The sequence below is a fragment of the Janthinobacterium kumbetense genome (assembly GCF_023703445.1).
Taxonomy (GTDB): domain Bacteria; phylum Pseudomonadota; class Gammaproteobacteria; order Burkholderiales; family Burkholderiaceae_D; genus Janthinobacterium; species Janthinobacterium kumbetense.
Genome location: NZ_JAMQGR010000002.1, coordinates 143,313 through 163,121, shown reverse-complemented (window position 1 = coordinate 163,121; position 19,809 = coordinate 143,313). Strand labels below are relative to the sequence as shown.

The window sequence follows — 19,809 nt, the reverse complement described above, 5'->3', positions numbered from 1 at the left end:
CTCTACCCCGGACATTCGACAGAACACGAACCTCGTTCAACATCTTTGAAAGCATAAAATGAGCAAACAACTTCAAGACGCGTACATCGTCTCTGCAACCCGCACCCCGATCGGCAAGGCGCCGCGCGGCATGTTCAGAAACACCCGCCCGGACGACCTGCTGGTGCGCGTGCTGCAATCGGCCCTGGCGCAAGCGCCTGGCCTGGACCCGGCGTTGATCACCGACGCCATCATCGGCTGCTCGTTCCCGGAAGCGGAGCAGGGCTTCAATATCGCGCGTAACTCGGTACTGCTGGCCGGCTTGCCGAAAACCGTGGGCGGCGTCACCGTCAACCGCTACTGCGCTTCGGGCATCACGGCCATCGCCATGGCGGCCGACCGCATCCGCGTGGGCGAAGCCGACGTGATGATCGCCGGCGGCATCGAATCGATGTCGATGGTGCCGATGATGGGCCACCATCCGTCGATGAACCTCGACATGTTCAGCGACGAGAACATCGGCATGGCTTACGGCATGGGCCTGACGGCCGAAAAAGTGGCGCAGCAATGGAAAGTGTCGCGCGAACAGCAGGACGCGTTCTCCGTCGAATCGCACCGCCGCGCCATCGCCGCGCAGCAAGCCGGTTTCTTCAAGGCGGAAACGACGCCTGTGGAAATCATCACGCGCACGCCGAACCTGGCTTCCGGCCAGGTTGATGTGACGCGCCGCACCGTCGACACCGACGAAGGCGCGCGCGCCGATTCGTCGATGGAGTCGCTGGCAAAACTGAAACCGGTCTTCGCGGCCAAGGGTTCCGTCACGGCCGCCAACAGCTCGCAGATGTCCGACGGCGCCGGCGCGCTGCTGATCGTCAGCGAAAAAATCTTGCGCGAGCATAATCTGACCCCGCTGGCGAAATTCTCCTCGTTCGCCGTGCGCGGCGTGCCGCCGGAAATCATGGGCATCGGTCCGAAATTCGCCATTCCTGCAGCATGCGCCGCCGCCGGCATCACGCAAGACCAGCTGGACTGGATCGAGCTGAACGAAGCGTTTGCCGCACAGGCGCTGGCCGTCATCGGCGACCTGGGTCTGGATCCATCGAAGGTCAACCCGATGGGCGGCGCGATCGCCCTGGGCCACCCGCTGGGCGCCACCGGCGCCATCCGCGCAGCCACCGTGATCCACGCGCTGCAGCGTACCAAGCAGAAGTACGGCATGGTCACGATGTGCGTGGGCGCCGGCATGGGCGCAGCAGGCATCTTCGAGCGCGTCTAAGTTCGACGGGCTAAAGCAATAAAACAGGGCGCTGCGGGATTACCCCGGCGCCCTTTATCTTTTTGGAGACGACATGGATATTGTGTGCAGCAAGAGCGAGGGCATTCTGACCCTGGAATTCAACCGCCTGGAACGCAAGAATGCGATCACGGGCGCCATGTACCAGACCCTGGCCGATGCGCTGGTGGCGGCGGAGACGGACGACGACGTGCGCGCCATCCTGATCTGCGGCAAGCGCGAGATTTTCACGGCCGGTAACGACCTCGATGACTTCATGAAGACAGCGCGCCCGAAGGATGGCTCGCTCGACCACGACCGGCCCGTGTTCCAGTTCATGCGTGCCCTGTACGGCAGCAGCAAGCCCGTGGTGGCGGCCGTTTCCGGCCCGGCCATCGGCATCGGCACCACCCTGCTGATGCATTGCGACCTGGTCTACGCGGCCGACAATGCCAGCTTCTCGATGCCGTTCACGCAGCTGGGCCTGTGCCCGGAATTCGGTTCCAGCCTGCTGCTCACGCAACTGGCCGGCTACCCGCGCGCGGCGGAAAAGCTGATGCTGGGCGAGTCCTTCCCGGCAAGCGAGGCGCTGGAAATGGGCCTCGTGTCGAAGGTCGTGCCCTTGTACGAGCTGATGACCTTCGCGCAAGGCCAGGCTGCCAAGCTGGTGGCCCTGCCGGCCGCCTCGATCCGCGCCACCAAGCGCCTGATGAAGCAAAGCCGCATGGAGCCGATGAAGGCCGCCATCGCCGACGAAAACAAACTGTTCAGCGCCATGCTGGGCGGCGCCGAGGCGAAGGAAGCGTTTACGGCCTTCTTCCAGAAGCGCAAGCCGGATTTCAAGCAGTTCAATTAAGCGCTTGTTTCAACACTGGCCTGCATGCCGGCCAGGATCAGGGAAACCGAGGCGTGCCACTGCGTCTCGCCCACCGGCCTGCCCGCCAGCGCATAGCCGTGCAGGAAATCGACGAGCGCATCGCGCCCGCGCAAGCGGGTTTTCTTGTCCAGCGCGAGACCGTCGACGGCCAGCTCGAACAGTGCCATAAACCGCTCGGCCACGTCGGCTTGCTCCACCAGTCCGCGCGCCATCAGGCGCACGAAATACGGCGTGGCGCTGACCAGTTCCAGGTACAGCGCGCACAGCGCCAGCACACGCCGTGGCGCTGCCTGGCGCCGCGTAAACGGCGGCTGGCGTGGGTCGAGCGCGGCAAAACGTTGCGCCATCAAGGCCAGCAACAATTCCTCTTTTCCCGCGTAGTAGTGATACAGGGCCATGGCGTCGACGCCCAGGCTCTGTGCCAGCGCGCGCATGGAAAACGCCTCGCCTTTTTCTTCCAGCAGGGCCAGGGCCGCGTGCAGGATGCTGGCGTTGTCCAGTGCGGGCAGGGCGCGACGGGGACGACCCGCTCGGCGCACGGGAGATTCCATGGCTTGAAGTTTTAGGGTTTTCATGGGCATAATTCTACACCGTAGAATTAAATCAAGGAGCACTCATGCAAAAACCTTTCGTCAGCGTTTTTCTCGGCATCAGCCTCGATGGCTGCATCGCCGGGGAAAACGGCGACCTGTCCTGGCTGGCCGAGTTGGCCCCCGACTCGCCCGAGGCCACCGGCTACACGCAATTGATGGAGCAGGTCGATACCCTGCTGATCGGGCGCACCACGTATGACGCCGTGCTGGGCTTCGAGCCGTGGCCGTATGCGGGCAAGCGCGTGGTGGTCTTGAGCCACCGCGACTTCGCGCCGCGCCATGGCGAGCAGCGCCGCGAAGGCAGCGTGCGGGAAGTGCTGCAGGGACTGGCAGCGGAAGGCTGCCGCCACGTGTACCTCGATGGCGGTGCGGTCATCCGCGCCGGCTTGCGCGACGGTGTCGTCGACAGTGTCACCTTGTCCGTGCTGCCCGTGGTGCTGGGCCGGGGCGTGCGCCTGTTCGAGGATGGCTTGCCGCGCAGCGACTGGCGCCTGGACGGCACGCGCCAGCTGCCCAGCGGCGTGGTGCAGCTGCGCTATGGAAAACGTTAAGCCGCGCTGGCCAGGTCGACGATGAAGCCTGTGTCAAAACGTTCGTTCTCGGGCGTGCCGTCCGGCCGTTTGTAGCCGCAGGGGTTGCAGACCACGCGGCAGTCCTGGATGCGGTAGTCGAGCGAGGCATGCATGTGGCCATGCACCCACAGGTTCGCTTGCGCCACCAGCGCGTCCAGCTGCGAGGCGAAGGCGGGCGAACCGAGGTTGTCTGCATACTGCGCTTCCACCGACAGCATCGATGGCGCCATGTGCGTGATGACGACCGTCTTGCCATCGAACGGTTGCGCCAGCTGCCGCTCCAGCCAGGCGCGGTGCTGCGCGTGCAGCTGCGCCGTGTCGCTGGCGCACAGCAGGCGGGGCGTGTCGCCGCCCGTGCTGATGCGCTTGTAGTCGGGCATGTAGGCTTGCGCCGCGTTCAGCGCTTCTTCCCGGCGCTGCGCGCCGAACAGCAGGAAATCCGTCCACAGCGTGACGCCGAGGAAGCGCACGCCGTTCAGTACCACGGCGTCGCCGTCGAGCAGGCGGATGTTGGCGCCGTGCGCATTCGCGCTGGCGCAGGCGTCGCGCACGGCGTCCTGCATGCGTTCGAGTTGGTGGCCGTAGCCTTCGTGGTTGCCATGCACGTATAGCACGGGCAGGGCGCCGAAGGTGCGCGCGGCCCAGGCGATGGCATTGCTGCCTGTGTCGATGTCGCCGGCCAGGATCACCACGTCGGGGCGGCAGGCGGCAAGGTCGATGGCGGGCGTGTCTTCGCCCCAGACTTCCAGGTGCAGGTCGGACAGGATCAGCAAACGCATGGCATTGGGCGCGGCAAGGCGCACGGCAGTCGATGGGCCTCTATCGTAGCGCAAGTCGCCACGTCCGTCTGCTTGACCGCGCGAGGGTAGCGACGTTACCCTGTGGCATTGATTCATACTGCCTATCTTCCTGGAGCCGCATGCCGCCTTTCTTCCTTCCCAAGACCTTGCTCAGTATCGCGCTGGCCGCCATGGCGCTGCCGTTGACGGCGCATGCCGCCACGCCCGCCGTCGATCCCCTGACGCAGCCGATCGCCTCGCCGTATGCGGCGCAGTGGAACCGCCCGCAGCAACCGGCGCGCATCCACGGCGACACGTATTACGTGGGCGTGGGCGGCTTGAGCGTGGTGCTGATCGACACGCGCGAAGGCTTGATCCTCATCGATGGCGCATTGCCGCAATCGGTGGCCGCCATCAAGGAACATATCCTCGAGCTGGGCTTTCGCCTGCAAGACATCAAGTTCATCCTGAGTACGGAAGCGCATTTCGATCATTCGGGCGGCATCGCCGCCCTGGCCCGCGACAGCGGCGCGCAAGTGATCGCCAGCCCGCTGGGAGCGGAGGCGCTGCGCGCGGGAGCGGTGCTTGCCGCAGATCCGCAAGCGGGCGAAATCGATCCCATGCCGGCCGTGGACAACGTGCGCGAGATCGCCGATGGCGAAGCCCTGCAACTGGGCGACGTGACCATCACGGCGCGCCATACGCCTGGGCATACGCCGGGCAGCACCAGCTGGACCTGGGTGTCGTGCGAGGATGCGGAGCGCCAGGAGTGCCTGAACGTGGTGTTTGGCGCGAGCCTCACGCCGGTGGCGGCCGACGACTTTCACTACCTGGCCGATGAACGCCATGCGGACCTGACGCCGGCCTTTCGCCGCGTCATGCAGGACTTCGCCAGGCTGCCGTGCGACATCCTGATCTCGGCGCACCCCGACCACTCCGGCGGCGACCGCAAGCTCACGCAACTGCTGGAAGGCGTCACGCCGAATCCCTTCATCGATGCGCAGGCGTGCAGCAACTACGCTGCCAAAAATGAAGCGAAGCTCGACGCCCGCATCGCCAAGGAACAAGCCATGACTGGCGAGGCTGCGACAAAATAACAACGTTGGCGCATGCGCCATGAAAAGCGGTTGACGCACTGCAGCATACGGCGCAGAATCAGCGTCCGCAGTGCAGATTAACCAGATAAAGGAAAGGAAACCCATGTTCGAGCAGGCTGGCAGCAAATTGTACGACCACTAGCCCCGCGCATGACGCTCGGGGCCATCGGCAGCATTGCCGATCCCGAGCCGGTGTCCTTCAAACCCCGGTGAGGAAACTCGCCGGGGTTTTTTGTTTTGGACGACCGGATTGAAAGGAAATACCATGAAAATCAGAGTGAAAGCCACGCCCAAGCCGCGCAATCCGCTGGTGGCCGCCGCCAGGCTGCGCGGCGGCGCCGGCGTGCACCAGTCGGTAGCGTCGCCGCGCGCGGCGCGCCGGGCCGGCAAGCACCGCCTGCAGCAATGGCTGGCGGGCCGCCTCAAAGCTGACGATTAGCGGGCCGGCAGGTCGACGATGTAGTTCGGATCAAAAGCGGGATTTTGCGGCGTGCCGCTGCGCGTCTTGTAGCCGCAGGGGTTCGAGATGACGCGGCAGCGGCCGATGTGGTAATCGCGCGAAGCGTGGATGTGGCCATGCACCCACAGGTTCGCCTGCGCGGCCAGTTCGTCCAGGCGCGAGGCGTAGGCGGGCGAACAGCCTTCGCTGCCGTAGGCATCGTCGACCGAGAGCAGCGACGGCGCCATGTGGCTGATGACGACGGTGCTGCCGCCGAAAGGCTGCGCCAGTTCGCGCGCCAGCCACGCTTTTTGCTGCGCGTGGAACATGGCCGTGTCGGCTGCGCGCAGCTTGCGAAAGCCCATGTTGGCCAGGCGGATGCGCTTGTAGTCGTTCATGACGGCTTCCGCGTCGCGCATGGCCGCCTGGCGCGTGTCGTCGCCCAGCAGGCGGAAATCCGTCCACAGGGTGGCGCCCAGGAAGCGCACGGCGTTGCCCGCCTGGTCGGTGATGACGTGCGTGCCGCAGTCGAGGAAGTGCACGTTGTCCGTGGTGGCGCAGGCGCTGCGCAGCTCCTGGCGCACCTTGTCGAGGTGGTGGCCATAGCCTTCGTGGTTGCCATGCACGTACAGCACCGGCAGCCCCGCAAACGCGGTGGCGGCCCAGGCGACGGCGCGGGCGCCCGTGTCGATGTCGCCGGCCAGGATGACGGCATCGGGACAGCTGAGCGCAAGGTCGCCTTGCGGCGCTTCGTCGCGCCACAGCTCATGGTGCAGGTCCGACAGGATCAATAAACGCATGCGGCATCCAGGCGATGGGAGGGTACGCCATCGTACCTGAAAACCCTCACTCTTCCTCCAGCGCGGCGAAGCCGTGCGCCAGGTAGTCGAGCAGCGCGCGCACGGCCGGCAGCAGGCCGCGCCGCGACGGGAACACGGCGTGGATGATTTCGCGCTGCGGCCGCCACTGCTCCATCAGCGGCAGCAGGCTGCCATCTGCCACCTGCTCGGTGATCATCATGGTCGGCAGCTGCACCACGCCGACGCCGGCCACGGCCGCGTCGCGCAGGGTCAGCATGTCGCCCGTGACGAAGCGCGGCACGTGGCGCAGCTGGGCGCGCGCGCCGTCCGGGCCATGCAAATCCCACTGGTAGTGCTGTTGCGGCACGCCCAGGGCCAGACTGGGCCAGTCGGCCAGGTCGGCTGGTGCCTGCGGCGCGGGCGTGCCGGCGAACAGCAGCGGGCTGCCCACCATGCACTGGCTGCGTTCGGCCAGCACGCGCAGCACCAGGTCGCTGTCGGGCAGCGGCGGCGGGCGCACGCGGATGGCCACGTCGATGCCTTCGGCCACCAGGTCGACGCGGCGGTTGCTTGCTTCGAGCAGCAGGGTCACCTGCGGATGCGCGCGCATGAAACCGGCCAGCATGGGACCCACCAGCGTATGCAGCAGGGCGATGGGGCAGGACAGGCGCACCGTGCCGCGCGGCGCGGCCCGCGTCAGCTCGATGGCTTCCTGTGCCGCCTCCGCTTCCACCAGCATGGCCTTGCAATGTTCATAAAACGTCTGGCCCACGTCGGTGACGGAAAAATGTCGCGTTGTGCGCTGCAGCAGGCGCGCGCCGAGGCGCTCTTCCAGCAGGGCGATGCGCCGGCTCAGCTTGGATTTCGGCATGCCCAGCGCGCGTCCGGCCGGCGCGAAACCGCCATGGTCGACCACCTGCACAAAGTAATACAAGTCATTCAGATCCTGCATGCCGCCTCCTTGATCGTTCTATTTTTGGAACGCTGATGGCATATTTTACCGTCTACCGCCTGCATCGTTGCAAGCGTATTCTGTCTTCATCGTAATGCAAACCCCAACAGGAGATCGAGATGAACACAGTCACAGGTATCTACAGCGCACCCCGCCAGCACTGGGTCGGCGACGGTTTTCCCGTGCGCTCGATGTTTTCGTATAACGGCCATGGCAAGCAGCTGAGCCCATTCCTGCTGCTCGACTATGCAGGCCCTGCCGAGTTTGCGCCCGGCACCCGTCCGCCCGGCGTCGGCTCGCACCCGCACCGCGGCTTTGAAACGGTGACCATCGTCTACAAGGGCGAAGTGGCGCACCGCGATTCGACGGGCCAGGGCGGCGTGATCGGTCCCGGCGACGTGCAATGGATGACGGCCGGCGCCGGCATCCTGCATGAAGAATTTCACTCGCCCGCCTTCACGCAGTCGGGCGGCACCCTGGAAATGGTGCAGCTGTGGGTGAACCTGCCAGCGAAAAACAAGATGACGGCGCCCGGCTACCAGGCCATCACCAGCGACACGATTCCCACCGTGGCGCTGCCGGACGATGCCGGTTCCGTGCGCGTGATCGCCGGCGACTTCGACGGCCAGCATGGCCCGGCCCGCACGTTCTCGCCGATGCAGGTGTGGGACCTGCGCCTGGCCCAGGGCAAGCTGACGCAGCTGCCCGTGACCCGAGGCTGGAGCACGGCGCTGATCGTCCTGCACGGCACGGTGCTGGTCAACGGCGAGAGCGTGGTGCGCGAAGCGCAGATGGCGCTGTTCGAGCGCGATGGCGACAGCATCACCATCGAAGCGAACAACGACGCCGTGGTGCTGCTGCTGAGCGGCGAGCCGATCGATGAACCCATCGTCGGCCATGGCCCCTTCGTCATGAACAGCGAAGCGGAAATCGCGCAGGCGTTCGAGGATTTCAACAGCGGCCGCTTCGCCCGCATCGAGAAGTAAGTCACTTTGTGCCGTACCCATGCCGCATCCCGCGGCATGGTTTTTTGAGGAGACCACCATGAGCACCCCCGCCAACTTCCAAGGTTTGCCGCCGATGATCGATCCCGACGACGCCGTCATGCTGCTGATCGACCACCAGAGCGGCTTGTTCCAGCTGGTGCGCGACATCGAGCAGCACGTGCTGCGCGGCCACGTCACGGCGCTGGCCAAGCTGTCGCGCCTGGCCAAACTGCCGACGTTTACCACCGCTTCCGTGCCCGACGGTCCGAACGGCCCCCTGATCCCGGAAATCCACCATTTCAACCCGGAAGCCGTCTACATCCCGCGCACGGGCCAGATCAATGCCTGGGACAATCCGGCCTGGGTCGAAGCCATCGAAAAGACGGGTCGCAAGACCCTGCTGATCGCCGGCACGCTCACCAGCGTGTGCATGGCTTTCCCCACCATCAGCGCGCTGGCGGCCGGCTACAAGGTGTTTGCCATCATCGACGCCTCGGGCAATTGGTCGAAGATGGCCACCGACATCACCATGGCGCGCGTGACGCAGGCGGGCGCCGTGCCGATCGACACGTATGCCGTGCTGGCTGAAGTGATGAGCACCTGGAACCGCGCCGACGCGATGGAGTTTGCCGCCATCATGACGGACCACATCGTGCCGCCGTACCGCGCGCTGATCGAAAGCTACGACAAGGCGCAGGGCGTGCAAAAGAACGGCCGCGAAACGAAGCTGGAAATCCTCGAAGCGGCCAGCAAGGGCTGACCGCGGCTACGGCGCTTCGTAGCTGCTGCGTATCCCCGCCAGCGCGCCGCGTTGTTCCAGGCGCGTGATGGCGGCGTTCAGGCGCGCCAGGTCGTCGGCGCTGGTCGTGCGCGCATTGAGCATCAGGTGCACGGGGGCGCGCAGGATGAGGAAGGGCAGGGTGTTCAAGGCAACGCCCTGCAGGCGCGCTTCGTGGCGCACGGCCAGCACGTCGCCCAGCAGCAGGTCGGCGCGGCCCGCATCGAGCATGCGCACGCCTTGCTGGAAGCTGCCGAACGCATTCAGGCGGCCGGCCTTTTCCAGCGCCGGCCGGGCCGCCGCGTACTGCGCGCCATACCAGCCCACCTTGGGCGCCAGCAAGGTCGAGTTGCCGCGCATGAGCTGCGCGAAGCTGGCGATCTGGCGGTGGCCGGCGGGCGCGCCGGATTTGCTGAAGAGGCCCACGGCTTCGTCGCGGTACGAGAGGGAAAAGCGGGCATAGGACTGGCGTTCCGGCGTCTCGGACGCGGCCAGCATCAGGTCCAGCCCCCCTTTCTGGAACAGCAGCTGGCGCCGCGCGGTGGGCAATTCCGGCAAGGTGACGAGGGTGCACCGGGCTTCCTTGAAAATGGCTTGCAGCAACTCCAAGTCCAGGCCCGTAAAGCGGCCCCGGGCATCGCGGTAGATATATGGCGGCCACTGTTCCAGCGCCATCGTCATGCGGCAAGCCACGGCGGGCAGGGCAGTTATGCCGAGCATTGCCGCAAACAGGAGATGGCGCATGCGCATGTGGAGGTTTCCAGGAGTTTCAACTTGATATTCAATTTGCCAGAATGGCCGCGGAAGTCAAGGGCTGAGGCTGCGGAAGGCGGGCCTGGTTCGCATTTCCTCGATGTTTGCGCGTTTTTTGCCGCTTTCCCCCATGGAAGTCGCCTCCGGCGCGGCGAACACCGTACAGTGTAATCGGCTATAGTGGCGCGGTGCCACCACTGCCCCGCAAAGGAAGACCGCTTGACTGCCCCGCTCGAGATCGCCGCCAATGTACTGATGACTGCCTCCATCATCCTGGCCGGACGCAATAATATTCATTCCTGGTGGATCGGCATGGTCGGCTGCGTGCTGTTTGCCGTGCTGTTTTTCCAGGTCAACCTGTATGCCGACGTGATGCTGCAACTGTTTTTCATCGTCACCTGCGTCATCGGCTGGCTGCAATGGCGGCGTGGCGCCGGCGGCAAGCCGTTGCCGATCACGCGCACGGGCTGGCGCAGCCTGGCGTGGGTGGTGCCGGCCGGCATCGCCTCCGTGGTGATCTACGGCATGCTGCTGCACCGCTTTACGAATGCCTACGCGCCGTTCATCGATTCGGCAGTGTTGGTATTTAGCATCATCGCGCAATTCCTGCTGATGAGCCGGCGCATCGAAACCTGGGCTTTCTGGTTGCTGGTCAACACCGTGGCCGTGCCGCTGTACTACAGCCGCGGCCTGCACCTGACGGCCGTGCTGTATGCGGCTTACTGGGTCAATGCCGTGGTTTCCTGGTACTGGTGGAGCGTGCAGGCGCGCCGGGCGGCGCTGGCGCCAGTGGCGCATGCCGATGCTTGAATGTTGTCAAACGACAAGTCCTTAGATTCAAATCGTATATACAATCAATTTTTAATTCGTTCACGCGATAAAGACGCCGGGATATAGTGGCCTTTCCCCGCTTACCGGTGTCTTTTATGTTGCGTTCTACCCCTTCTGCCAGTTTTTACGCTACCTGTCATCAGCTGACCATGCAATGCATGGCGCAGTGGATGCCGATGCGTGCCCGTCCACGCATCCCCTAAGTCACTCCATCCATTTCGTTGTCGTTTGCCCGCTGGCCCACCCGGTCCGCGTGCCCCTGCTCGGCCTTTTTTATCGGAAAAAGGCTGCAATCCCAATAAGAGGAAACCATGTTCAAACCACTCGCCATCAGTCTTGCCATCGCCGCCGCCTTTCCCGCTGTCACCACTCTTGCCCATGCCGAGGACGACATGCTGCGCGTGAATGTCACCGGATCGAATATCCGCGTCAGCGAAAAGGAGGGCGCCAGCGCCGTGCAGGTCATCACGGCCAAGGAATTGAAAGCCGGCGGCAAGACCAGCGTGTCGGACGTGCTGCGCGCCATCTCCGCCAACAGCGGCAACAGCTACAACGAACAATATACGGGCAGTTTCTCGGCCGGCACTTCGGGCCTGTCGCTGCGCGGCATCGGCCAGCAAAACACCCTGATCCTCGTGAATGGCCGCCGCGTGGCCAGCTATGCCACGGCGCAGGATTTGCAGCAGACCTTCGTCGACCTGAACAGCCTGCCGATGGCGGCCGTGCAGCGCATCGAAGTGCTCAAGGATGGCGCCTCGTCCGTGTACGGCTCCGACGCCGTGGCCGGCGTGGTCAACATCATCCTGTACAAGGAATTCACGGGCACGGACATCACGGCGCAATGGGGCGGCTCGACGCAAGGCACGGGCCAGCATGAAAAGAGCGCGGCGTTGCAAACGGGTTTCGGCAAGCTCGAGGAAGATGGCTACAGCGTGGTCTTCTCGGTCGACGCGCAGCAGCGCGACAAGCTGCAGCAAAGCGACGTGGCATGGCTGCGCGATGCCGATTACCGCCAGCAGCAGCGCGGCAGCCTGGGCTGGGCTGTCACGAATTACGCGGGCAACGATCCCACGCAGACCCTGGGCGGCGTGCGCGGCCCGCTGCAACTGGTGCCGTACAACGATATCAATCCTGATCGCAGCGGCCAGGTGCTGGCCTACAATCCGGCGCCGTATAAAACGCTGATTCCGGGCATCCAGCGCATCCACTCGTCGCTGCGCGGCACCCTCAAGCTGAACGCGGACACGGAAGCCTATGTCGACTTGCTGCACAGTTATTCGCGCGCCGACCAGACCTTCAGCGCGCCGTTGAGCGTGAATAACGCCACGCGCGTGTGGAACAACAGCACCAAGCTGCTCGACACCATCCCCGTGGTGCTGCCCGTGGGGCACCCGAACAATCCGGGCACGACGCCCTTGCCCTTCACGGCCACCCTGTTCGACCTGGGGCCGCGCCTGAAGCAGGACCGCGTCACCTTCTACCGCGCGCTGGCCGGCGCCAAGGGCACTTGGGCGGGCTGGGACTGGGATACGGCCGTGGCCCATTCCAGCAGCAAGCTGGAGGAAACGGTACAGAACTTCGTCAACCGCTACGAATTCCAGAAAGTGCTGGCCGAAGGCAGCTACAATTTCTTTGATCAATCGCAAAACAGCGAAGCGGTGCGCAACCGCCTGCGCCTGTCGACCCTGCGCCCGGCCGAATCGACGCTCGACACGCTCGACTTCTCGGCGGCCAAGGATATCTGGGCCTTGCCCGCGGGCCCGCTGGGCTTTGCCGCCGGCGCTCAATGGCGCCGCGAAAAGATGGATTCGCAAACTTCGACGGCCGTGCTGTCGGGCACGGAACTGCGCCCCGCGCTCAATATCATCAACGGCTCGCGCAATGTGTCGGCCCTGTTCGCCGAATTCAACGTGCCCGTCGTGAAGGATCTGTCCGTCAACGTGGCCGGCCGCGCCGACCATTACAGCGACTTCGGCAATGCTTTTTCGCCGAAAGCCAGCGCGCGCTACCAGGCGGCGCCATGGTTGTTGCTGCGCGGCACCGTTTCACGCGCCTTCCGCGCGCCGTCGCTGCCGGAAATCACCGACAGCACGGCCGTCAGCTATACCAGCGTGATCGATGCCCGCGACCCGCTGACGCCGACGCAGGCGCGCGGCGTGACGGTGATGACGATCGCCAATCCGAACCTGCGCCCCGAGCGCTCGAAAAACCTGAACCTGGGCGTGGTGGTGTCGCCCACCAGCAGCTCGAGCATCGGCCTCGATTACTACCGCATCAAGCAGGATGGCGTGATCGGCACGGCCAGCGCCACCACCATCCTCGAGAATGAAGGCACGGCGCCGCAACAGATCACGCGCGGTGCCGATGGCCGCATCACGACCCTGTACCGCCAGTTCCGCAACCAGGGACAGCGCGAAGTGTCGGGCATCGATATCGACCTGCGCCAGCGCTTTGTCGACAAGGACTGGGGCAAGCTGACCCTGGCAGGCCAGCTGAGCCGCGTGCTGCGCTTTGCCGAGCCGCTGTCCGATGGCGCGCCGCTCACCAATGGCGCCGGCACCAATCACTTCGGTTCCATTCCGAAGTGGCGCGGCGTCACGTCGGCCACCTGGGAACAGGGCAAATGGTCGTCGACCCTGACCTGGAACTATGTGGGCAGCTATGCGCAGGAGACGCACCTCGATGAATCGGTGGCCGCCTTCAACACCTTTGACGCGACCAGCAGCTGGCAGGTGACGCCACAGGCGAACGTCACCTTCATCGTGCAAAACCTGGCCAACAAGCGCGCGCCCTGGGACTATGCCTCCACCGGCTTTGACTTTACCCAGGCCGACCCGCGCGGACGCGTTGCAGCGCTCAAGCTGAACTACAAGTTCTAGCCGCCCGCCGCCTGCCGCTGGCTCGTCTGCTCCTGCAGGCGCTGGCGGTAGGCGCTGGGGGGCACGCCCATGCGTTCGCGAAAGGCCGTGGCGAAGTTGCCCGCGTTGTGAAAACCGATCAGCAGGGCGATATCCTGCACGTCGATGTCCGTCTGCTGCAGCAATTCCACGCCGCGGGCAATGCGCGCTTCGCGGATGAAGGCGAAGACCGTCATGCCCGTCTGCTCGCGGAACATCAGGGTCAGCTTTTCGCGGTAAGTGCCGACGCTGCGGGCGATTTCGGACAGGTTGGGCAGGCTGCCCAGGTTGTCGAGGATAAGTTGCTTTACGGCATTAACGAAGACCAGGTCGGGATGCTGCAGCTTGTCGCTGATCGGCGTCGTCACCGGCAGGGTACTGTTGCTTTTACGCATCAATCCCAGGTGGATATGGATGCGCGCGGCCAGTTCTTCCGGCGTGAACGGTTTCGAAATGTAGTCCACGCCCCCCACCTGCAAGCCCATGATGCGTTCCTTGGCGGCATCGGCGCCGCTGAGGAAGATCACGGGTATCTGTTCCGTTTCGGGATTGGCCTTGAGCAAACGGCACGCCGTGTAGCCATCCATCTCGGGCATGCGCACATCGAGCAGGATCAGGTCGGGATGCGTGGCTAGTGCCAGCTGGTAGCCCTGGTAGCCGTTGAACGCGATGCTGAAACGATAGGGCTGCTCGCTGAGCAGCTCCATCAGCATGCGCTGCTCGAACGCGGAATCGTCCACGAGCAAGATGTTCTTTTTGATGGTTTCGCTGGTCAATGGCATGGCATGGATGACTTAACCAAATAGCAAGTTGTGGCTTATTATGCCTCGCTTTTTCTTTTTTTTCTGCTTTTCTCGTGTTTCAAAAGATGTTTCTCCGCCAGAAGAAGCGCGGATTTCCCAGATCGCCAATAATTCATTCGTGCATTGATTTTAAGCAATGTCGATTGCCAAAAAATCTGTTTTGCCAATGCTGCAAAAAGTGCCGGAGTCCCCGGGTTCCTGACTCCCGGCACCTGTATTTTGTCGTCCTGGTTTGCGTGCCCAAGAAAACGCCGGCAATACCGTGACTATCCTCGATGCCCCTCAAATTGGCGGGCTCATTAATGATGTTCCATCATCAGGAGGTATCATGTTGCGAGTTATTTTCCCCCGTCTTATCGTCGCCGCCAGCGTGGCTATTGCCGCCACGGCGCTCTTGCCGCGTGGCGCCGACGCAGCCGTGTATCTGAATGGCAGCGCCAATACCACCTTCGACGTCACCCTGAAAATCATCGCCAATTGCACCATCGCGGCGGCCAATCTCGACTTTGGCCAAAGTCAGGGTGTACTGGCTACTGCCGTGAACGTCAATACGACCGTGAATGTCACCTGCACCAATACCACGCTGTATAACGTGGGCTTGACGGCGGGAACGGGCACCGGCTCGACCGGCACGACGCGCTACCTGAGCGGTACCGGCGGCAACCTGGGGACGGTGCAATTCAATCTGTACCAGACGGCCGGCAGCACCTTGTGGGGCGATACCCAGGGCACGAATACCGTCGGCGGCACGGGCAACGGCTCCTCGCAGCCGATCACGGTGTACGGCAATATTCCGCCGCAGGCGACACCGGCGCCCGACACCTACAAGTCGACCATCACGGCCACCGTTTACTTTTAAGCCAGGCGCTGCGTGAAGGCCGGTGTTGTTTCCCTGATGAAAGGCGTGCTGGCGCTGCTGGCTTGCTGCGCCGCGGGCGCGCACGGTGCCAGCCTGCAGATTTCGCCGGTGACGCTCAATTTGCGCGCGGCGCAGAATGCGGCCGGCCTCACCCTGCAAAACCTCGGCGACCAGCCCATCTACGGGCAAGTGCGGGTATTCGTCTGGGATCAGCGCGATGGCGAGGAAACGCTGGCGCCGACGCAGGAACTGGTGGCCAGTCCGCCGATCGTCGAAATCGCCGCCAACAGCCGGCAGACCATCCGCCTCGTGCGTGCCCAGGCTGGCCCTGTCGCGCAGGAAAAGACGTATCGCGTGCTCATCGATGAAGTCAGCCGCGAGGATGAGGCGGGCCGCAGCGGCGTCGATATCCGCCTGCGCTATTCGGTGCCCGTGTTCGTGCTGCCGGCCGGTGCGCCGGGGAAGGAAGTGCTCGACTGGCAAGTTTTCCGCGAACAGGGCGAGTGGATGTTGCGCATCAAGAACAGCGGCAATTTCCATGCGCAGATCGGTGCGATGACGTTGACGAACCCGGCGGGCAAGGAGTTTGTCATCAGCAAGGGGCTGTTTGGTTATGTCCTGGCGGCACGCATGCGCGTCTGGCGCCTGCCCGTTGCCAGGGAGGCCGAACTGGATGGGCCGTTGAGTATTGCGGTAAATGTGAATGCCAAGGCACTCATTGCCAAGACTTCGACACCTTGAACATGGCTGCCATGACGGGGCGGCTTGCTGCGCGCCCCGGGCGCAAGCGGCCACACCATGAAACGCGCACTGGCAGCGTGGCTGTTGCTGGTCATGGCGCCGCTGGCCAGGGCCGATGGCGCGGCGGGCCTGACGGGCGCCGATCCGGGTCCCGCCAGCTTGCCCAGCGATCCGGCGGCGCCGAATGAACTGTATCTGGAGGTCACTGTGAATGCTGAGTCAACCGGGCTGATCTTGCGCTTTACCCAGGTGGGCAAAGGCTTGCGCAGCAGTGTGGCGAACTTGCAGCAGCTGGGGCTGGACCCCGCGCGCCTGGTCGCACCCGGTCAGACCGAGGTGGCGCTCGACGCGATTCCCGGACTCAGCTATGAATATGATGCGGCGCGCCAGAGCGTGTCGCTGCGGGTGGTGGACGACTTGCGCTCGCCTTACCGCATCAGCGCGCGCACGGCGGCGCAGACGCCGCCATCGACGGTCACGCCCGGTGCCGTCCTCAATTACGAAGCCTATGCGGAACTGGGCCGGACGCGGCGCGCCGCCATCTTCAACGACTTGCGCTACTTCAATGACAGCGGCGTCTTCAGCAATACCGGCACGGTGAACCTGGGGTCGGACCAGCGCAAGTACATGCGCTTTGACACCTTCTGGAGCCACGCCGACCCCGACACCTTGCAAACGTGGCAAGTGGGCGACCTGATTTCTTCGTCGCTGAGCTGGAGCCGCGCCGTGCGCGTCGGCGGCGTGCAGTGGCGCAAGAATTTCCAGCTGCGCCCCGACTTGCTGACCTTTCCCGTTGCTTCCGTCGATGGCACGGCGCTCGTGCCTTCGTCGCTGAGCCTGTATGTCAATGGCGTGCAGCAATATGCTGCCAGCGTGCCCAGCGGGCCATTCGTGCTGAACCAGGTGGCCGGCATCAATGGCGCAGGGCAAGCCACCATTATCACCCGCGATGCGCTGGGGCGCAGCGTGACGACCGTGCTGCCCCTGTATGTCGATACGCGCATGCTGGCCAGCGGCTTGAGCGATTACTCGGTCGAGGCGGGCGCCGTGCGGCGCGACTATGGCCGCCGCCTGTTCGGCTATGAACGGCAACTGGTTGCCAGCGCTTCCGGCCGCCACGGCGTCAGCGACAGCTTCACCCTTGAAGGCCATGCGGAACTGGCCGCCGGCCTGTATCAGGCGGGGGCGGGTGCGCTGGTGCGGCTGGGCCAGGCGGGCGTGCTGAGCGGCTCGCTGTCGGCCAGCGCCGGCCGCAGCCGTGGTGCGCAGCTGGGTGCCGGCTATCAATACATGGGGCCGCGCTTCAGCGTCGATGTGCAAAGCGTGCGCGCCAGCGCCGGCTTTGGCGACCTGGCCTCGCGCGATGGCAGCCCCGTGGTGCGCGCGGCCGACCGCCTCACCGTCAGCCTGCCATTGCCTGCAGGAAGCAGTATCAGCAGCAGCTATATCAGTTACCGCACGCCTGGCGCGCCGCCATCGAAACTGGCCACCGTGGGCTATTCGGCCACCCTGTTTCATGGCCTGTTCTTCAACGCCAGCCTGTTCCAGGACTTGCGGCAACGCGAGAAGCGGGGCTTTTACTTTGGCTTGAGCATGGCTTTCGACAACAATCTGGCCCTCAGCGTGAACAGCAGCCGGCAAAACGGCGAGAGCGGCCGCAGCGTCAGTGCGCAGCGCGCGGCGGACTTTGGCGGCGGCTTCGGCTGGAGCGTGCAGGCTGGCACGGCGGGCAGCAATGCCTACCGGCAGGCGCAAGTGGAATACCTGGGCAATGACGGCCGCGTGAGCGCGCGCACGCAAAGCAGCAGCATGGGTAGTGCCTCTTCGCTGGGCGCGGCTGGCGCGCTGGTGCTGATGGATGGCCATATCGAGGCGGCGCGCCAGGTGGGCAACGGTTTTGCGCTGGTCTCCACGGGCGGCGTGGGTAATATTCCTGTGCTGCATGAAAACCGCCAGATCGGCGTGACGGGCAGGGGCGGTTATCTGCTGGTGCCGAATTTGAATCCCTATGGCAATAACCAGGTCAGCATCGCCACGGATGAGCTTGATGTTGATGCGCGGGTGCCCGTGAGCAATATCAATGTCGTGCCGCAATACCTGGCGGGCGTGCTGGCGGCCTTTCCCATCGAGCGCTACAGCGCGGCCACCGTCATCGTCCAGGATGCGCAGGGCAAGGCGCTGGCCACGGGCTTGCCCGTGTTGCACGTGCAAAGCGGCAAGCAGACGGTGGTGGGATTCGACGGCATCGTTTTCGTCGACGACCTGCTCGAACAAAACGAGTTGCAAGTCGGCGAAGGCGACAGCGCATGCACGCTGCGTTTTGCCTATGTACGTCCGGCCGCGGGCGGCTTGCCCGTGATCGGGCCGTTGCGCTGCGCCGCTGCCAGCGCCGGGGCAGGCCGCTGATGCGCCGCCTGCTGCTATGGCTGACCCTGCTGCTGGGCTGCGCCTGGGGCGGCGTGGCGCAGGCGGCCGACACCTGCACGGTCAGCGTGACGAATATCGATTTCGGCACCGTCAGCCCGATTTCCGGCACCGATTACGTGGCGCAGGCCACGGGGACCTTCAGCTGCCTGTTTTCGTCGCTGAACCTGGGGCAGTTGCTCACGCCCAATGCGCAAGTGTGCATTTCGCTGGGGCTGGGCACGAATTCCACGTCGGCCCTGCCGCGCAAGCTGGGCAATGGCAGCAACCGCATGGAGTACAACGTGTACGTGGACAATTCGTATGCGACGGCGAAGATCTGGGGCGGCGCCGGCGTGCCGGGCGCGCCGTCGACCTTCGGCATGATCCTGTCGGCTGGCTTGCTGGCGCCGCCCGGCACGTATTCCACCACCTTTACCGTGTACGCGAAGATTCCTGCCGGCACCGCCCTGGCCGCCGTGCCCACGGTCGCCAACGCCAATACCGTCTATACGTCGAGCTTTGCCGGCGTCGGCACCTACACCTACACCACGTATGGCCTCGTCAACCTGCAGGGGTGCACGGCCAGCAGCGGCAGCTTCGGTTTCACGGTGAATGCCACGGCCGTCAACGATTGCACCATCACGGCCACGCCGATGGCGTTTGCTAACGCCTCCATCCTGACGGGTAACCTGCGCAGTACCAGCACCTTGTCGGTGCGCTGCGTCAATAACAATGCCTATCAGATTGCCCTGAACGGCGGCAGCGTGGCGGCCAATGTGGCCAACCGGCAAATGAAGAACACGGTGACGACGGACAAGGTCAGCTATTTGCTGTCCGCCACCCTCGATGGTGCGCCATGGGGTGATGGCACGGCGGGCACGAGCATGGTGACGGGGACGGGAACGGGCGCCAGCGTGCCGCTGACGATCTATGGCCGCGTGCCGGCGCAGGTGTCGCCGCGCCCTGGCGATTACAAGGACACGGTGACGGCAACGATTTATTTCTAGAACGTGACGGTGACGAGGTCGGCGCCCGCTGGCGTTGCCTGCTGGTGCAGAAAATAGGGCGTGTTGTGCTGGCAGCGCACCTGGGCGCTGCCGCGCTGCGAGACGATGGTGCACGCATCGTGGACGACGAAGGTGGCCTGGAACGATGCGGAGGAGACGGTACCGGCGGTGGTGGTCTGGCAAACGGCAAGGGCAAACAGGGCTGGCAGTACGGCAAGCTTCAAAGGAGTCATCTTGGATACATCTGGCGAAAAACGGGCGTGGTCAGCGATGCCGCATGGCAAGGCTGACACCATTTTTCGTACCGGGTTGAGGGGGACAGAACGAGCCATGATTGTACTGGAACAAGAAAAGTGTGAGTTTGTGCGTATTTTCAGGCCGCCATCA

Annotated in this window: 20 protein-coding genes; 13 read left to right on the top strand and 7 right to left on the bottom strand. The window is 64.3% G+C overall.

The genetic code is table 11. The features are described 5' to 3' along the window. Positions 1 to 58 precede the first annotated feature (58 nt). Positions 59 to 1,255 (top strand): acetyl-CoA C-acyltransferase, encoded by a 1,197-nt coding sequence (locus NCG91_RS08105; RefSeq protein WP_251349337.1) that lies wholly within the window; start codon positions 59 to 61, stop codon positions 1,253 to 1,255. A gap of 73 nt (positions 1,256 to 1,328) precedes the next feature. After that, positions 1,329 to 2,108, top strand: coding sequence for an enoyl-CoA hydratase (locus NCG91_RS08100; protein WP_251349336.1), 780 nt, complete (start codon positions 1,329 to 1,331; stop codon positions 2,106 to 2,108). On the opposite strand, the gene NCG91_RS08095 is transcribed toward NCG91_RS08100, so the two are convergent. Further along, positions 2,105 to 2,704, bottom strand: a complete 600-nt coding sequence (locus NCG91_RS08095; RefSeq protein WP_251349335.1) for a TetR/AcrR family transcriptional regulator — start codon at positions 2,702 to 2,704, stop codon at positions 2,105 to 2,107. The two genes, NCG91_RS08100 and NCG91_RS08095, sit on opposite strands and share 4 nt — an antisense overlap. 41 nt (positions 2,705 to 2,745) lie before the next feature. On the opposite strand from NCG91_RS08095, the gene NCG91_RS08090 reads away from it, so the two are divergent. Beyond that, entirely contained in the window at positions 2,746 to 3,273 is a 528-nt protein-coding gene (locus tag NCG91_RS08090; RefSeq protein WP_099665665.1) for a dihydrofolate reductase family protein, read from the top strand. Here the strand turns inward: NCG91_RS08090 and NCG91_RS08085 are convergent. Continuing rightward, positions 3,270 to 4,127: a metallophosphoesterase family protein gene (locus NCG91_RS08085; RefSeq protein ID WP_251349334.1), complete on the bottom strand. Its 858-nt coding sequence runs from the start codon at positions 4,125 to 4,127 to the stop codon at positions 3,270 to 3,272. The two genes, NCG91_RS08090 and NCG91_RS08085, sit on opposite strands and share 4 nt — an antisense overlap. Before the next feature lie 86 nt (positions 4,128 to 4,213). Between NCG91_RS08085 and bla the strand changes: the two genes are divergently transcribed. Continuing rightward, complete coding sequence (gene bla, locus NCG91_RS08080; RefSeq protein WP_251349333.1) at positions 4,214 to 5,170, top strand: subclass B3 metallo-beta-lactamase; 957 nt, start codon at positions 4,214 to 4,216, stop codon at positions 5,168 to 5,170. Positions 5,171 to 5,435: 265 nt separating this feature from the next. Then, complete coding sequence (locus NCG91_RS08075) at positions 5,436 to 5,609, top strand: hypothetical protein (RefSeq protein ID WP_251349332.1); 174 nt, start codon at positions 5,436 to 5,438, stop codon at positions 5,607 to 5,609. On the opposite strand, the gene NCG91_RS08070 is transcribed toward NCG91_RS08075, so the two are convergent. Next, the gene (locus NCG91_RS08070; protein WP_251349331.1) at positions 5,606 to 6,409 is read right to left on the bottom strand and encodes a metallophosphoesterase family protein; all 804 of its coding nucleotides are present in this window, start codon (positions 6,407 to 6,409) and stop codon (positions 5,606 to 5,608) included. The genes NCG91_RS08075 and NCG91_RS08070 overlap by 4 nt on opposite strands. A 46-nt stretch (positions 6,410 to 6,455) precedes the next feature. Further along, positions 6,456 to 7,361 carry a LysR family transcriptional regulator gene (locus NCG91_RS08065; RefSeq protein ID WP_251349330.1) on the bottom strand — a complete coding sequence of 302 codons (906 nt, stop codon included), beginning with the start codon at positions 7,359 to 7,361 and terminating at the stop codon, positions 6,456 to 6,458. Positions 7,362 to 7,480: 119 nt separating this feature from the next. Here NCG91_RS08065 and NCG91_RS08060 point away from each other — a divergent pair, with 119 nt between their 5' ends. Both NCG91_RS08060 and NCG91_RS08055 read left to right on the top strand, forming a co-directional pair. Next, positions 7,481 to 8,347 carry a pirin family protein gene (locus NCG91_RS08060; RefSeq protein ID WP_251349329.1) on the top strand — a complete coding sequence of 289 codons (867 nt, stop codon included), beginning with the start codon at positions 7,481 to 7,483 and terminating at the stop codon, positions 8,345 to 8,347. 58 nt (positions 8,348 to 8,405) lie between these two features. Further along, a complete protein-coding gene (locus tag NCG91_RS08055; RefSeq protein ID WP_251349328.1) occupies positions 8,406 to 9,107 on the top strand; it encodes an isochorismatase family protein in 702 nt (233 codons plus the stop codon). A gap of 6 nt (positions 9,108 to 9,113) precedes the next feature. Here the strand turns inward: NCG91_RS08055 and NCG91_RS08050 are convergent, their stop codons facing one another. Then, positions 9,114 to 9,845 (bottom strand): substrate-binding periplasmic protein, encoded by a 732-nt coding sequence (locus NCG91_RS08050; RefSeq protein ID WP_251349327.1) that lies wholly within the window; start codon positions 9,843 to 9,845, stop codon positions 9,114 to 9,116. A 252-nt stretch (positions 9,846 to 10,097) separates the two neighbouring features. On the opposite strand from NCG91_RS08050, the gene pnuC reads away from it, so the two are divergent. After that, the gene (pnuC, locus tag NCG91_RS08045) at positions 10,098 to 10,688 is read left to right on the top strand and encodes a nicotinamide riboside transporter PnuC (protein ID WP_099665658.1); all 591 of its coding nucleotides are present in this window, start codon (positions 10,098 to 10,100) and stop codon (positions 10,686 to 10,688) included. 332 nt (positions 10,689 to 11,020) lie between these two features. Beyond that, on the top strand, positions 11,021 to 13,588 hold the full coding sequence (locus NCG91_RS08040) for a TonB-dependent receptor (protein WP_251349326.1): 2,568 nt from the start codon (positions 11,021 to 11,023) through the stop codon (positions 13,586 to 13,588). On the opposite strand, the gene NCG91_RS08035 is transcribed toward NCG91_RS08040, so the two are convergent. Beyond that, positions 13,585 to 14,388 (bottom strand): response regulator transcription factor, encoded by an 804-nt coding sequence (locus tag NCG91_RS08035; RefSeq protein WP_251349325.1) that lies wholly within the window; start codon positions 14,386 to 14,388, stop codon positions 13,585 to 13,587. The two genes, NCG91_RS08040 and NCG91_RS08035, sit on opposite strands and share 4 nt — an antisense overlap. Before the next feature lie 349 nt (positions 14,389 to 14,737). On the opposite strand from NCG91_RS08035, the gene NCG91_RS08030 reads away from it, so the two are divergent. From NCG91_RS08030 to NCG91_RS08015, 4 genes are read left to right on the top strand one after another with little or no spacing between them, the layout of a single operon-like run. Next, positions 14,738 to 15,268, top strand: coding sequence for a Csu type fimbrial protein (locus tag NCG91_RS08030; protein ID WP_077399020.1), 531 nt, complete (start codon positions 14,738 to 14,740; stop codon positions 15,266 to 15,268). Positions 15,269 to 15,280: 12 nt separating this feature from the next. After that, on the top strand, positions 15,281 to 16,009 hold the full coding sequence (locus NCG91_RS08025) for a fimbrial biogenesis chaperone (RefSeq protein WP_251349324.1): 729 nt from the start codon (positions 15,281 to 15,283) through the stop codon (positions 16,007 to 16,009). A 57-nt stretch (positions 16,010 to 16,066) separates the two neighbouring features. Continuing rightward, the gene (locus NCG91_RS08020; protein ID WP_251349323.1) at positions 16,067 to 18,415 is read left to right on the top strand and encodes a fimbria/pilus outer membrane usher protein; all 2,349 of its coding nucleotides are present in this window, start codon (positions 16,067 to 16,069) and stop codon (positions 18,413 to 18,415) included. After that, positions 18,415 to 19,422, top strand: coding sequence for a Csu type fimbrial protein (locus NCG91_RS08015; protein WP_251349322.1), 1,008 nt, complete (start codon positions 18,415 to 18,417; stop codon positions 19,420 to 19,422). The genes NCG91_RS08020 and NCG91_RS08015 overlap by 1 nt, the downstream gene beginning before the upstream one ends. Here the strand turns inward: NCG91_RS08015 and NCG91_RS08010 are convergent. Further along, positions 19,419 to 19,655, bottom strand: a complete 237-nt coding sequence (locus NCG91_RS08010) for a hypothetical protein (protein ID WP_251349321.1) — start codon at positions 19,653 to 19,655, stop codon at positions 19,419 to 19,421. The two genes, NCG91_RS08015 and NCG91_RS08010, sit on opposite strands and share 4 nt — an antisense overlap. Positions 19,656 to 19,809: the final 154 nt, after the last annotated feature.

Excerpts from the sequence above, each read along its gene's own strand:
- NCG91_RS08105 (WP_251349337.1), top strand. The coding sequence starts at position 59 with ATGAGCAAACAACTTCAAGACGCGTACATCGTCTCTGCAACCCGCACC.
- NCG91_RS08100 (WP_251349336.1), top strand. The coding sequence starts at position 1,329 with ATGGATATTGTGTGCAGCAAGAGCGAGGGCATTCTGACCCTGGAATTC.
- NCG91_RS08095 (WP_251349335.1), bottom strand. The coding sequence starts at position 2,704 with ATGAAAACCCTAAAACTTCAAGCCATGGAATCTCCCGTGCGCCGAGCG.
- NCG91_RS08090 (WP_099665665.1), top strand. The coding sequence starts at position 2,746 with ATGCAAAAACCTTTCGTCAGCGTTTTTCTCGGCATCAGCCTCGATGGC.
- bla (WP_251349333.1), top strand. The coding sequence starts at position 4,214 with ATGCCGCCTTTCTTCCTTCCCAAGACCTTGCTCAGTATCGCGCTGGCC.
- NCG91_RS08075 (WP_251349332.1), top strand. The coding sequence starts at position 5,436 with ATGAAAATCAGAGTGAAAGCCACGCCCAAGCCGCGCAATCCGCTGGTG.
- NCG91_RS08070 (WP_251349331.1), bottom strand. The coding sequence starts at position 6,409 with ATGCGTTTATTGATCCTGTCGGACCTGCACCATGAGCTGTGGCGCGAC.
- NCG91_RS08065 (WP_251349330.1), bottom strand. The coding sequence starts at position 7,361 with ATGCAGGATCTGAATGACTTGTATTACTTTGTGCAGGTGGTCGACCAT.
- NCG91_RS08060 (WP_251349329.1), top strand. The coding sequence starts at position 7,481 with ATGAACACAGTCACAGGTATCTACAGCGCACCCCGCCAGCACTGGGTC.
- NCG91_RS08055 (WP_251349328.1), top strand. The coding sequence starts at position 8,406 with ATGAGCACCCCCGCCAACTTCCAAGGTTTGCCGCCGATGATCGATCCC.
- NCG91_RS08050 (WP_251349327.1), bottom strand. The coding sequence starts at position 9,845 with ATGCTCGGCATAACTGCCCTGCCCGCCGTGGCTTGCCGCATGACGATG.
- NCG91_RS08040 (WP_251349326.1), top strand. The coding sequence starts at position 11,021 with ATGTTCAAACCACTCGCCATCAGTCTTGCCATCGCCGCCGCCTTTCCC.
- NCG91_RS08035 (WP_251349325.1), bottom strand. The coding sequence starts at position 14,388 with ATGCCATTGACCAGCGAAACCATCAAAAAGAACATCTTGCTCGTGGAC.
- NCG91_RS08030 (WP_077399020.1), top strand. The coding sequence starts at position 14,738 with ATGTTGCGAGTTATTTTCCCCCGTCTTATCGTCGCCGCCAGCGTGGCT.
- NCG91_RS08020 (WP_251349323.1), top strand. The coding sequence starts at position 16,067 with ATGAAACGCGCACTGGCAGCGTGGCTGTTGCTGGTCATGGCGCCGCTG.
- NCG91_RS08015 (WP_251349322.1), top strand. The coding sequence starts at position 18,415 with ATGCGCCGCCTGCTGCTATGGCTGACCCTGCTGCTGGGCTGCGCCTGG.
- NCG91_RS08010 (WP_251349321.1), bottom strand. The coding sequence starts at position 19,655 with ATGACTCCTTTGAAGCTTGCCGTACTGCCAGCCCTGTTTGCCCTTGCC.